Annotated in this window: 13 protein-coding genes; 10 read left to right on the plus strand and 3 right to left on the minus strand. The window is 46.4% G+C overall.

The window, feature by feature from the left end; all coding sequences use genetic code 11:
* Positions 1-59: 59 nt before the first annotated feature.
* The 3 genes from AC1DF0_RS25025 to AC1DF0_RS25035 form a co-directional block, all read right to left on the minus strand.
* Positions 60-740 (minus strand): PspA/IM30 family protein, encoded by a 681-nt coding sequence (locus tag AC1DF0_RS25025; RefSeq protein WP_477575847.1) that lies wholly within the window; start codon positions 738-740, stop codon positions 60-62.
* 33 nt (positions 741-773) lie between these two features.
* Positions 774-986: a PspC domain-containing protein gene (locus AC1DF0_RS25030; protein ID WP_477575849.1), complete on the minus strand. Its 213-nt coding sequence runs from the start codon at positions 984-986 to the stop codon at positions 774-776.
* A gap of 138 nt (positions 987-1,124) precedes the next feature.
* Complete coding sequence (locus tag AC1DF0_RS25035) at positions 1,125-2,336, minus strand: MFS transporter (RefSeq protein WP_477575851.1); 1,212 nt, start codon at positions 2,334-2,336, stop codon at positions 1,125-1,127.
* A gap of 124 nt (positions 2,337-2,460) precedes the next feature.
* Between AC1DF0_RS25035 and AC1DF0_RS25040 the strand changes: the two genes are divergently transcribed.
* From AC1DF0_RS25040 to AC1DF0_RS25085, 10 genes are all read left to right on the plus strand, one after another.
* Positions 2,461-3,267, plus strand: a complete 807-nt coding sequence (locus AC1DF0_RS25040) for an AraC family transcriptional regulator (RefSeq protein WP_477575853.1) — start codon at positions 2,461-2,463, stop codon at positions 3,265-3,267.
* A 151-nt stretch (positions 3,268-3,418) separates the two neighbouring features.
* Positions 3,419-4,663, plus strand: a complete 1,245-nt coding sequence (locus AC1DF0_RS25045; RefSeq protein WP_477575855.1) for a LolA family protein — start codon at positions 3,419-3,421, stop codon at positions 4,661-4,663.
* Positions 4,664-4,812: 149 nt separating this feature from the next.
* On the plus strand, positions 4,813-6,000 hold the full coding sequence (gene alr, locus AC1DF0_RS25050) for an alanine racemase (RefSeq protein ID WP_477575857.1): 1,188 nt from the start codon (positions 4,813-4,815) through the stop codon (positions 5,998-6,000).
* Positions 6,001-6,220: 220 nt separating this feature from the next.
* Entirely contained in the window at positions 6,221-6,502 is a 282-nt protein-coding gene (locus AC1DF0_RS25055) for a CopG family ribbon-helix-helix protein (RefSeq protein ID WP_028609437.1), read from the plus strand.
* Between the two features lie 3 nt (positions 6,503-6,505).
* Positions 6,506-6,856, plus strand: a complete 351-nt coding sequence (locus tag AC1DF0_RS25060; RefSeq protein ID WP_337100886.1) for a type II toxin-antitoxin system PemK/MazF family toxin — start codon at positions 6,506-6,508, stop codon at positions 6,854-6,856.
* Between the two features lie 257 nt (positions 6,857-7,113).
* Positions 7,114-7,842 carry an SAF domain-containing protein gene (locus AC1DF0_RS25065; RefSeq protein ID WP_477575860.1) on the plus strand — a complete coding sequence of 243 codons (729 nt, stop codon included), beginning with the start codon at positions 7,114-7,116 and terminating at the stop codon, positions 7,840-7,842.
* Positions 7,839-8,687 carry a CpaE/TadZ family protein gene (locus tag AC1DF0_RS25070; protein ID WP_477575862.1) on the plus strand — a complete coding sequence of 283 codons (849 nt, stop codon included), beginning with the start codon at positions 7,839-7,841 and terminating at the stop codon, positions 8,685-8,687. The genes AC1DF0_RS25065 and AC1DF0_RS25070 overlap by 4 nt, the downstream gene beginning before the upstream one ends.
* Positions 8,642-9,541, plus strand: coding sequence for a hypothetical protein (locus AC1DF0_RS25075; protein WP_477575864.1), 900 nt, complete (start codon positions 8,642-8,644; stop codon positions 9,539-9,541). Before AC1DF0_RS25070 ends, AC1DF0_RS25075 begins: the two co-directional genes overlap by 46 nt.
* Before the next feature lie 219 nt (positions 9,542-9,760).
* Positions 9,761-10,669: a hypothetical protein gene (locus AC1DF0_RS25080; protein ID WP_477575866.1), complete on the plus strand. Its 909-nt coding sequence runs from the start codon at positions 9,761-9,763 to the stop codon at positions 10,667-10,669.
* Positions 10,670-10,674: 5 nt separating this feature from the next.
* Complete coding sequence (locus tag AC1DF0_RS25085) at positions 10,675-13,089, plus strand: ATP-dependent helicase (protein ID WP_477575868.1); 2,415 nt, start codon at positions 10,675-10,677, stop codon at positions 13,087-13,089.
* Positions 13,090-13,121: the final 32 nt, after the last annotated feature.

The raw sequence follows: 13,121 nt of genomic DNA on the forward strand, positions 1-13,121 counted from the left end.
CTTGCCGAAAGCAAGACGGTTTCTTGGAGGTAAAGCCGTAACGGTTATGCGGAACGAACTTAGCCGGTAGTAACGGATTTCTTCTCTAGCAGACGCTTCAGTTCTTCATCGACCTTCGCGTTGCGCAGCTCGTTCTGTTGTTCAAATGCATGGTTTTGCGTTATTGACGACGATGGGTAATTGCTTTTGGACAGATCTCGCTGAGCTTCCCACTCCATTACCTTTTGCTCGATTCGATCGAACCCTCTCGAAGCTTCGCTGCCTTGGAGCGACTGCGATGACGGTCCGCCGGCAACACCGCCGTTTTGTCTAACGCGGGCAATCAGCTCCGTGCGCTTGCTTTGCAGGCGCGTCTTCTCTTCTTTTAAAGTCTCGATGCGCAGCGCAAGCTCGGCAGCGGCATTGTTTGCAATTTGCAACAAGCGTGTTTTCTCTTCCACTTGCTCCATGTACAGCAGCTTCGCCTCGAGAGCGAGCCTAGCATCCGCTTCACGTTGTTCCGAAGCCGCTTGAATCGCTTTGCCCTCGTAATAAGCAACCTGCTCATTGAGCTCTGTAAGCTTCGCTTGAAGCATGCGGGCTTGTGCTTGCTGCTGCGGCAAAGCGCGCTCAGCCCCTGCAATTTCCTCGTCCAAGTCACGTAAATAATGATTCAGCATCATAACCGGATTTTCCATCTTGTCCAACATCTCATTGGCCGCAGCCTTCGTCATGCTAACTACGCGTTGCAAAATTCCCATCTTCATCAGCTCTCCTTTTATTATCCGTTAATTTTAGTAGTGATCTACGAATCTGAAATCTTGGTTTGCTTTTGGAACAACCAGCGTGGCGATTAAGTAGATGACAGCCACTGCTCCGAAGCTGAAGAACGATGCGATCACGACTAATAGTCGTACAATTGTAGGGTCAATGCCCAACCACTCGCCAATTCCTCCGCAAAGTCCCGATAGTTTGCTGTCCGTTGTTGAACGAAACAGTTTTTTCATGGTTAACCATTCCTTTCTGCCTCTCAGCTATACCTTTATTGTAAAGAGCCGAGGAAGCTTTCGTAACAGTCCACGGTCGGTTTTGGGAACTGGGCTTAAGGCGGGGAGGAGATGCGACGTCTGACGGGGGGAGCTTGTTTAGGAGCTTCTCTGCATAAGGACAGAATCCTTAGGCAGGAGCAGCGCCAGCAGCCCAAGCAGAGGGAGGAAGGCGCATGCTTTGATGATCTGCTCTACGCCGTAGGCGTCGATCATGGAGCCCATAACGACGGAGCCTAGTCCTCCTAGTCCGAACGATACGCCGAAGAATAAGCCGGCAATCGTCCCGACATGCCCAGGCAGCATTTCTTGCGCATACACGATAATGACGGAGAAGCCCGACATGAGAATGAGCCCGATTGCAAGGCACAGCAGGACTGCGCCGGTTGGACTGGCATAGGGCAGCAGAAGCGAGAACGGCGCGGTGCCAAGAATGGAGAACCAAATCACCTTCTGACGGCCGAACCGATCAGCCAAAGGGCCGCCTAGGAAGGTGCCAGCCATGCCCGCGAATTGAAGGGCGAACAAGCACATTTGGGCGCTTTTTAAGCTTAGGTCGTATTTCTCCATATAATAAAAGGAATAGTATCCGCTCATGCTTGCAAGATAGACGAATTTGGAAAATAACATTAGAACGAGAATCGACATGACATACAGGATGAACGGCTTGCTGAATGTAGATTTGGCTGCAACCTTTGCTTTGGCTTTCGGAGCGGAGGAACGGATCTGCAGCCGATACCATTTGCTTATTTTCGTTTGTAATACGATTCCGATGACGGCAAGCAAGGTAAACCATAGAAAACCGTATTGCCCTTGAGGACTAATGATATAGGCCACCATAAGAGGCGCTAGCGCTTGTCCCGTATTTCCTCCCACTTGGAAGATCGATTGGGCGATGCCTTTTCCTTTGCCCGCGGCAAGGTGAGCAACGCGCGACGACTCGGGATGGAGAACAGAGGAGCCGATGCCGATCAATACGGATGCAAGCAGCAGGTAAGCAAGCGAAGGGGCGAGCGCGAATCCGATCATGCCTAGCAGCGTAAATACCATGCCTAGCGGCAATAGACTTGGCATGGGTCTCCGATCGGTGTAATATCCGATTAGAGGCTGCAGCACCGAGGCCGAAATATTCAGCGCGAACGCGACCCAGCCAATCTCGGCGAAGCTGAGATGAAGCTTTTGCTGAAACAATGGGAATACGGCAGGAACAACAGATTGCATCACATCGTTTAACAGATGCGCAGCGCTTACGCCGAGTAGAATCGTGAATGCTGTGTTTGTGCTTGCGGCTACAGCAACTCGTTGTGACATTTAAGAACATCCTCTCTAAATAAATGATTCTCTAATACTACAGCCAAGCGTGCTTTCGCGTCGTTGCGATAGTTGCTGGACTTTGAGCACGATTTGCTATAACGATAGAAATAGGTGATAGACGATGCAGATCCAATTAACGCTGCCGCAGGTTGAGATCGTTCAAATCGTGAACCGGTTCGAAAATATTCTTCATTCTCATGAAGGACATTTTCAAATGACGATTCCGACGCACGGAACCTGCTATTTTACGCATGAGAACAAGCAGATAGCGCTAACGCCAGGGGAAGCGTTGCTGCTTCATCCTAGTGACCGCCACTGCTTCCATATAGGAGATGACGCGGGTGTCATTATCGCAATTGCGCGAGGCGATCGATTTCATGTCGCTCCCCCTGGTGAGCGGGAAGAGGCCGCACTGCGCAAGTGGATCGAACCCGGTATCGTCAAAGCTTATTTTCGAAGATGGATGGATTTAGCCTTTGAGCATCCAAACGTAGAGCTGTTAGCGGCGCAAGAATCGGAAACGCGTATTTTGGACGATTTGCAGCAGCTTATGTGGGGGGGCGAAGGAAGGCGGCAGTTGGATACAGAGCAGAAACGCCGGTTCAGCCCCTCAGACAGACACTTGATGGAGGCAATGGAGTATCTTCGAGCACATTACACAGAGTCTATTAAGATCGACGACGCGGCAGCCATAGCGCTTCAGAGCAGATTTCATTTTATACGATCCTTTAAAGCGGCTACCGGTTATTCGCCCTATCAATACGTGCTTCATCTTCGGGTAGAGGAAGCGAAGCGGCTCCTTCAGCGTACGTCGCATACGGTCACGGAAATAAGCTTCATACTGGGCTTCTCAACGCCAAGCCAGTTCTACCGCGTATTTGAGAAGTCTGTCCTTGCAACGCCGGAGCAATATCGCAACGGAAAATAAGAGAAAGGCGCCGAATCGGTTTCGGCGCCTTTCACTTATTTGCATGTGATTTAATTTCTATGGGTCAAGCACATGCCAGTCCGCATAATTGGTCAAGTCCCCTCATATGATTGGTATCAGTTATAAAACATTGTGCAGAGGGGATGATTTCATGCGTCGCATTGCATGGACCGCGGCAATCTTGTTATGTTTCTCATTAATAGCAGCCGCTTGCGGTACGAAGGACGCCGAGTCCGTGATTAAGGATCTCGACAAAGTAGTCAACAGTATGGAGAGCTATCAAGGAAGCGGGACGATGACGCTGAATACGAGTCAACAGCCGCTCACGTACAAGGTAGAGGTATCTTATCAGAAGCCAAGCTATTACCGGATTAAGCTGACGAATGAGGAAAAGGATATTACCCAAATTGTACTTCGCAACGATGACGGCGTATTCGTATTAACGCCTAAGCTCAATAAAGTATTCCGCTTCCAAAGCGATTGGCCGCAAAATCAAGGCCAAGTGTACTTATATCAAACGCTCGTTCAAAGCATTCTCGTGGACGGCCAGCGTGAATTCGCGGTCGAAGAAAATGATTATGTGTTCGATGTGATGGCCAACTACAATAACGGCTCGCTTGCCCGCCAAAAAATTTGGCTGAACAAAACGAACTATCGTCCATCGAAGGTAGAAGTCAGCGACACGAATGCAGCTGTCATGGTCGAAGTGAAGTTCGATTCCTTCGAGTTCGGACAGAAGTTCGATAAGAGCGTGTTCGAGACGGAAGCCAACATGAACGCGGCACCATCGAGCCAAAGCAGCGATGAACCGACTGTCGCGATCCCTGAGCAGGATGACGATAACGCATCGGCTGAGAATAGCGGCGATGATGCGGCGGTTCAAGAGGATGATGCATCCGCTGAAGGCGACCAAGCAACGGAAGGCGACAAGTCGACGGACAATAGCGCCGTTGGCGGCGAGCAAGAAGGATCGGGCAATAACAGCGATCCGGATGCGGTGAATGAGGACGATGAAGAAACATCGGCTGGAACGGAAAATGATGCGAAAGCGCCATTCGTTGCAATGGGACCGTCTTACACGCCTGAAGGCGCGACTTGGCAAGACATGATTGATATCGTGTTCGGCGGCAACCCAGGCGTCATGAACCGTTACTCTGGCGAATACAGCTACACGCTAATTCAGACGCAGCCGAAGGATATGGCAACCTCGCTCGTCGCCGGCGATATGGTTGATCTAGGCTTCACGATCGGAGAATTGACAAACGCCGCGGATAATGATCAGAAGACGCTTACGTGGACGTACGAGGGCAGTCAATTCCGTCTTACAAGCGCTAATCTGCCGCAAACCGAGATGATTAAGATTGCCCAATCCGTGCAAGGCGAGATCGATAAGTAAAAGAAGCAGCTTACCTTAATTTCCAAGACGTTCTAGTGGAATCTGGATGCCATTTCATTGACAGTCTTAGCAGCAACGTTTAACATTATTTCTATTGATGTTTGCTGCTCGGACTGTTGTGGCTGTCAGATGAGGAGAAGGTGAACGACTTGGAATCGTTTTATCGCCCGACGAGGGTAGAAATAAATTTAGATGCGTTGAATCATAATTTGCAGGCGTTCAGGCAAGCGATGCCGGCGGATTGCCGGCTTATGGCATCGGTGAAAGCCAATGCATATGGACATGGAGCCGTTGAGATTGCAAGGGAAGCGGAGCGCGCCGGGGTTGATTACTTGGGCGTCGCCTTCCTTGATGAAGCGCTTCAATTGCGTAATGCCGGCATTCGCACGCCAATTCTGGTGCTCGGCTTTGTGCCTGCAGATGGGCTGCAGGCAGCTAGAGATAATGATGTGACGATTAGCTTGTTCAGAGACGATATCATTGAAGCGGCAGCCAAGCTTGAAGGAGATCGCGAAGGCCGCAAGCTGAAGGTTCATATCAAAATCGACTCAGGCATGGGAAGACTCGGTATCGTAGGCGCTCAGGCTGCGGAAGCTTTTATTAGGAAGGCGCTTAACGTGGAGCAGCTAGAGGTGGAAGGGATGTTCACTCACTTTGCCCGCGCTGACGAAGCTGACAAAAGCTACACGAAGCTGCAGCATGATCGTTTCAGTGAGGTTGCGGAGTTCGTCCGCCGCGAGAAGCTGCCTATCCCTATTATTCATGCAGCGAATAGCGCTGCTGGCATCGACACGCCTGAATGGGCGGGCGGGATGCTAAGGCTCGGCATCAGCATGTATGGCTTATATCCTTCTGCAGAGGTGAATAACCAGCGAATTGCACTTGAGCCAGTCCTGTCGCTAAAGACCGGAGTTTCGATGGTGAAGAAGGCGCCTGAAGGCTGGGGCATTAGCTATGGCACACGATATTTTACCTCTGGCGAGGAGCTTATCGGCACTCTGCCGATCGGTTATGCCGACGGCTTCAGCCGTATGCTGACAGGCAAGGCGTACGGTCTCGTACGCGGGGTGCGTCTGCCTATTCGCGGCACGATCTGCATGGATCAATGCATGATAGCGCTTGACGGGGCACAGACGGAAGCTCAGCCTGCGCCCGTTCAAGCTGGCGAAGAGGTTGTACTGATCGGTCGTCAAGGTGCGTCTGTTATCACAGCCGAGGAAGTTGCTGACCAGCTAGGGACCATTAATTACGAGCTGATCTGCATGATTGCGGCACGAGTTCCACGGATTTATGTTAAGGACGGACAGGTCACGGCTATTACGAACGCACTCGCTTAAATCATTTTCCAAAAATTACATGTGGTTATTTGTGGTTACGCAAAAGGATTTTCGCACTTTAAAGCGAATGTAGTATGACAGTTGATCTACCGGGATGATGCATGAAGACATACAGCATATTTGATATACGGCCGACATAGATATGTTTGAGTATAGTGTCGGCAATATATTGCAATAATGAGTATTAAGGTTTTGGAAAAGTTTTGGGGGTGCGAGTTCSGTGGCCAATGTGCAAAATACGAAAAGAATCATGATTAGCCTGCCCGATCATTTGCTGGAGGAGGTTGACGGAATTGTCGCCAAAGAAAATTCTAACCGCAGCGAATTTATTCGGCAGGCCATGAAGCTGTATCTCGTGGAGCGCAAAAAACGTCAAATCCGTGAGTCGATGCAGCGCGGATACATGGAGATGGCGAAAATTAACCTGAACATGGCCTCGGAAGCTTTTCAAGCGGAGGAAGAAGCCGATCATACGCTTGGCCGTCTCGTAAGCGGGGTGTAGAGCTTGATCGTAAAACGCGGAGATGTGTTTTTTGCGGATTTATCGCCCGTAGTCGGATCGGAGCAAGGCGGTGTGCGACCGGTGCTCGTTATTCAGAATGACATCGGCAACCGATTCAGCCCGACCGTTATCGTCGCAGCTATTACGGCTCAAATCCAAAAGGCGAAGCTGCCCACTCACGTCGAGATGGAGGCGGCAACGCATGGCTTTGATCGTGATTCCGTTGTTCTGCTTGAGCAGATTCGAACGATCGATAAGCAGCGTCTGACCGACAAAATAACGCATTTGGACGACGAAACGATGCGTAAAGTAGACGATGCACTGTTGATTAGTGTAGGCTTAATCGATTTTTGAAAAGTATAGGAGCAAGTCATAAATAGGGTACGGAATGGTGACATTCCCCATGTTTATGGCTTGTTTTTGTTATGTCGCAAGCCTTTATAGAAACAAATGGAAAAATAATGATAGACAAAATATTCAGTCATTTGCTATTATGAGCGTAGTTGGTTGTTGAATTCATATATGAGAGCAAGTTTTGCGAAGAACGCATGTGGTATAGCCGAGGGGCTGCCGCTGCGTTCTTTTTTTATGCGCTCGGGGGAGGAGAGGCGATGAACAGACGAAGGAATATATGGATTAGCTTGATTGCGGCGCTTTTATCGGCATCGCTCGTAGCAGGGCTGTATCAACTGCAGCGAATCCAAATGGAGAGGGAAGGAACGATTGCGGTTGTTGTGCCAAGTCGCTTCATAAGCGCAGGCGAGAGACTGACGACTGATATGCTGACTTATAAGCATATTCCGGAATCAGCATGGGAGCCAAATATGATGGTTGACGCTGCCGAGGTCCAGGGCAAGGAGACGGTCATACCGCTAGGAGCGGGAGAGCCGATTCTCGATTGGAAGGTCGGCAGCTATTACTTGCAGCCGAAGCCAACGGAATCGACCTTCCAAATTCCGAAGGAGTATGTTCGTTCAATCTCGAATGGCATACGCGCAGGTGATAAGGTGCTGCTCTACGCATCCGGTGAAGGAACAGCATCACGAAGGCTGTTCGGCGAGAGTATAGTCGTGGCCTCCGTGAAGTCGTCTGGCAATGTCGAAATCGACAATATGGACAACCCGAATCTGATGTCGATGGCGGATGGCGATAAGGAGAAGATGTACGCTTCCAGGCGGGAAGCGAACGGGATGATCGAGTATTTGAATCTCAACATGACTGAGGAACAGTGGCTGGAGCTCGACGGGCTGTGCAAGGACGGGAAGCTGAAGGTTGTTGTTGCGTATAGTCCGGAGTCGTTAAATGTCGATGCGGTCGGCGGCGAGGGGGCTGGATCGTGAGCCGGCAAGATGCCTCGCTGGCCGCATTCGTCGGGACAACGCCGAATATCGGTACGACTGCAGCCTCCTTCGCGACCGCCTATCGCATGGCGGGGGCAAGCAGTGATTCGATTGCCTATTTCTGCATGAACCTGAAGAGCGCAAAGCTTCATCGTTTCCTAGGGGAGGATGAGCCCGAGGTGTCGCTCGACAAGCTCAGGCCGGAGCTCATCGCGCGAACGCTGACTCCGGACAAGCTGCGAAGAGCGGCTAGTCCGATTACGAAGCTGCCCAATCTACATGTCTTATTCGGCAACATGGTCAGGGATCAAGCGGAGTTTTTCTCGCCGGAGGAAGTGAATCACTTGTTGGACGTTGCGCGCGAGACATTCGCGTACGTGATTTTGGATGTCAGCGCTTATTGGGACAATGCTGCTACGGTCTGCGCGCTGCGGATGGCAGATGTGCGGATACTTGTGACGACGCCAGCGCTTTCGCATTTCCAAGAGGACGGCAAACGCTGGATTAATCAAGTATCGCCGTTGTTCGGCGTTACACCTGATCAATATGAAACAGTTATTATACACAATTCGCATGGAAGCGGAGGTTATCGAATGAAAGAAATATGCAAAGAGCTCGGTACAACATCGCTCGGTCAGTTCAAGCTTGGCGAGTCATTGTTCAGTCAACTCGATAGCGGGCGCTATGAGGAATGGCTGCGCAGTGACGCACAAGGCAAGCAAGCGATGGACGAGCCTGCCAAACAATTGATGCATCGACATGGAATACACCCCGTTTTCAAGCCGGGCAGGACGCAGCCATGGCATCGCAAGCTAATGACGCATCGCAGAGGGAGCAGTTCATGACGGCCGGGCAAGGGAAGTTCTCGCCAACCGAATTCGCTGCGCAGGTCAGACCCGCCCGTATGATGGCAGACAAACCGGAGGGGATTAGTCATCAAGCGGACCATGAGCCGACCGAATTTCAGCGGCTGGCGGAAGATATACGGTCGTACTTGAGCGCCCCGCAAGGATTGACCGAGTTCGAGCGCAAGCAATATACGGAGACGCTTAATCGGGCGGTGCTTGGCTTCGTTCAAGAGCGGGAGCAGGTGCTCGCGGTTATAACGGATCGCCTCATTCGGCTTCGCATTCATACGCTGGAGGATGTGCAGCAGCCGTATCAGACATTGGCAGAAGCGCTGTTCGCTGAAGTAATCGGACTTAATGTGCTTGAGCTGGTGCTTGCAGATAAGGAGGGGCTCGAAGAAATTCAAGTCGTGGGCAAACGGATCTTCGAGGTGAGGGGCGGCCAGACAACGGCTTCCGCTTATTCCTTCGAGAGCGTAAGAGACGTCGAGCGAATTCAGCAAAACTTAGTGCTGTATAATAACGACCGAATTAATCCGCGCAAGCGATGGGCGGAGGTCATGCTGCGGGACGGTTCTAGGGTGACGATGACCGGCTTCGGCTTCACTTCATCGCCAACGCTGACTATTCGTTTCTACACGGTGCGAAGCTTCAGTCTGGAAGCGCTATGCGCGCCCGCGCTGCGTACGATCAACGGGAGAATACGGAGCATGCTGCTCTCCGTGCTATCCGCGAGCTTCAATGTCGTCATTATCGGCGCGACGAACTCGGGGAAGACGAATCTGATGAAGGCGCTCATTGCCGAGCTTCCAGCCGATGAACGGTCCGAACTTCTCTATATGCGCCATTAATCCTCTTCCACTTGTTGAATTAGTAATAAATACATCGATGATTTATTAGACATAATCAAGGAACAGGCCTGATGATATGTTTGTAATAAGAATGAGCTAATGATTTTGTTATGAGACTCTACTCAGCGGTAGAGTCTTTTTTGTTGAATGTATGAAGGATAATGATGGAAAATGTCGAAATTGCTGAATGGAGTATAACGATATTTGAAGGAGTTTTTTATGTTGAGTATACCATTATGGAATTTGATAAAACTACCATTTATTATAGCGTTAGCATTTGCTGGTGTTATAATAAACGCCATTTACTACAGTCTTTTTGAAGGTAGGTATCGTAAAACTGGAAAGATTAAAGAAGACATGCGTAGAGACTTAAAACTGAGTAATGAGTTTGATGAAGAGGTAGTAGCAATTAGTTGGAGATATTATCTTTTGCAAATTGGTTTTTACTTGCTCTTTTCTCCAAAGGATATAGAGAAATGGTTTCATAAAGTTATCTATAAAGATCTTGCCTTCGAAGGAAAAGATAAGAATTTAACATTTACTTTGAGTGAAGTTCTAGTTGAAACAGATAAAATATCCAATATGACTTTAAAGATTCATAACAGCGAAGAATCAGAATTCATAATAAATAAAATGGAATGCTCTCTAAGGATGAATAATAGAGAGATTGAGAATACAAAACTTCTTAACATTGATGACAATGCATTAGTTTTGAAACCAAGTGGAGAGGCTATCTATAATATTCATTTTAGTGAAGTGAAAAGTAAATATCTAATACCCTCTAATGAGATAATTGTTAATATAACGATTAATAGTGGTTTGAAAAACAGACGCTTTAAGTCCTGTAACTTTATCATTGAGCAAGAAGTTCCTCTAAAAATACAGCAGTTAATTGAAGATAATATTTCTACCTCGAAACTATACTCATTTTTAACTTCTGGAGGGTATTTCCTTATTGGAATACCACTGAGTGTGCTAATCACAATTTTAGCCGTCTTTATAGGGGGAATATTCACTACTCTGATTAGTTCCTTGTTTATAACAGTAATTCTATTGACGTGTTTCTATTTGAATAGAAGGTTCTCACTTATTTATCGATTGCTTGAAAATAAAAGGGCAAAGGAATAGTGAACATGGCATTTCAAAAGCTAATAAATAAGCTCACTGACAGAGATAAGCTTATTAACGAGTTTGATGTATTAAAAAGTAAAGTTAGCCAGTTAGAACATGAAAAGTATATCCTAATAAAGGAACTAACATTAAGAAATGAAGATTTATCTAAACTTCATTCAGTAAACAATGAACTACAGGAATTAACAAAATTAAATAGCGAAACGATTCAACAACTTAAAGAGCAAGCCCAAGAACTAATAATTAAAAACCAAACACTTAGTGAAACTGAGCAAAGTTATAGGGAGCAGTATGGAGACATTCATGTTTTCAAATCAGAAGAAAACCAAGTTGGAGACTGGGATGTGGACAAAGACTTCTTTGACTACATAGAAAAAATAAAAGGGAATCCGTTCAATAAAGACCAGGTTGAAGCTATAAGATATACGATGGATAAAAACTTGCGCATTATTGCTGGGGCTGGAAGCGGGAAGACGGAAACTATATGTGCTAAAACTGCATATCTAATGACGATGGAGAATGTTGAATCTTCGAGTATTTGTATGGTTACTTTTACACGTAAAGCAGCTGATGAGATGAAGGAGCGGGTAAACAAGTTCCTTTCGACAGATAATTCACGTGTAGCTATTGGTACATTCCATAGTATATTTAAATCTCTATTTGAACAGCTTCTAAAACAAGTACCAGCTTGTGCTTCAGTTGGCGTTGTTGGGAATAAACAAGACGATAGTGATGAAAAAGCGAATCGTTTATTTAGGCAGATCATTAAAAAATACAACCTCTATCAGTTAGATAGAGAAGGGGATAAAACAATTAAGGAACGAATTGAATATTGGACTAACTTGGGGCATAGCGCCGAAGAAATGAAAGGGTTTGTAGCCAAGCATTACGATAGTCTTGAACCTTTATCTGATTATCCAATTAATCGACGGTTCTATGACATGTATATAGAATTTGTCCGGATCCGGACAAATGAAAAAATTGTTCTGTTCGATGATTTCTTGCTAAATCTGTATCGAGCATTACAACAATATGAGTCTGCACGTATGTTCATTCAAGGGAAGTTTGATTATATTTTTGTTGATGAATTTCAAGATATCAATCCATTACAAATGGATATTTTGAAGCTGATTGCACCTACGGATGGCAGTGGAGCAAAGTTAATCATCGTAGGTGACGATGACCAGAGTATCTATGCATTTCGAGGTTCAAATCCAAGTTTTATTAAACAATTTCATGAGGTTTACGATACGTATACGTTAGAACTCATGACTAACTACCGTTCTAAACAGAATATCGTACAGGCTGGCAATCGTGTTATAAAACCAAATGCGCATGACAGGATAGAAAAAGCAATGGAGCCTTTTCACAAGGTTAACGGAGATGCTTATATTTGGGCTGCTCCAGACCAAAGCGAAGAGGCAAATTGGATTATTACAAAAGCCCAAGAGATTGGTAAGATTGAGCCATTCTCAGTTAAGGATAGAGTTGAGCCAATAAACTACACGCAATCAACCATTCTGTATCGTTCTGTTGGACAGTTACAAAGTGTATATCAAGCATTAGATTATCGAGGAGTTCCTTTTGTTATTGAGAATAATGATGACGTAATGGGAATTTTTAATATTTTCGAGTTTAAAATTGCATTTAGGAATTGGTTAGATTTATTGGCATCTGAACCGCTCAATCAAATAAGCGCATGGCGAACAGTATTACTAAATGTAGCCAATGCACACTTTATTAAGAATCAGGATTTTAACAGGTTTATAGAGCAGAACCATTTTTCATCTGTTCAAGCCTTACTACAAGAGTTTGTTGCATTTGTTAAGCATGAAAAGAAGAAATCTGAAATTGCATTAATCGAAAAATATCTAAACGGTTTATTCAAGATGATAAAAACAAGTTTTGTCGAGGTGTTGGAATTCATTGAGCCACTTGTACTATTTCCTAAGAATAAGATTAACATGTCAAAAGAAGAAGTGAATTGGATAAATAAAGAGTGTCAGCACTACAGAACTTKGACTGATTTAATTGCATATAATGAACGTTTAAAAGAAAGACGTAGTAATATGAAGAAGCAGCTAGAGCTATATCACAAAGGGGAGTATAATGCCCTTTATTTCTTGACTATTCATAAGAGCAAGGGGCTTGCTTTCAACAATGTTTTTGTCATTGGTGTTAATGATGGAGGATTACCGTCAAATCGTGCGGTGCCATTAAACAAAGTAGATATTATCGAATGCAGAGAAAAAGCGGAGCCTCCAACAACTGTTGAAGAGGAACGTCGGTTAATGTATGTCGCAGCAACTAGAGCAAAACACAATTTATATGTGACATTCCCTAAAACAATTCAAGACAAACCAAGCAAGCGGTCCATATTTATAAAAGAACTCAATCTTCCACTTAGAAATGGTTAACAACGAAAGTGCTATTAATAGGATGCTTTGTA

Source organism: Paenibacillus sp. 05T425 (assembly GCF_056396205.1).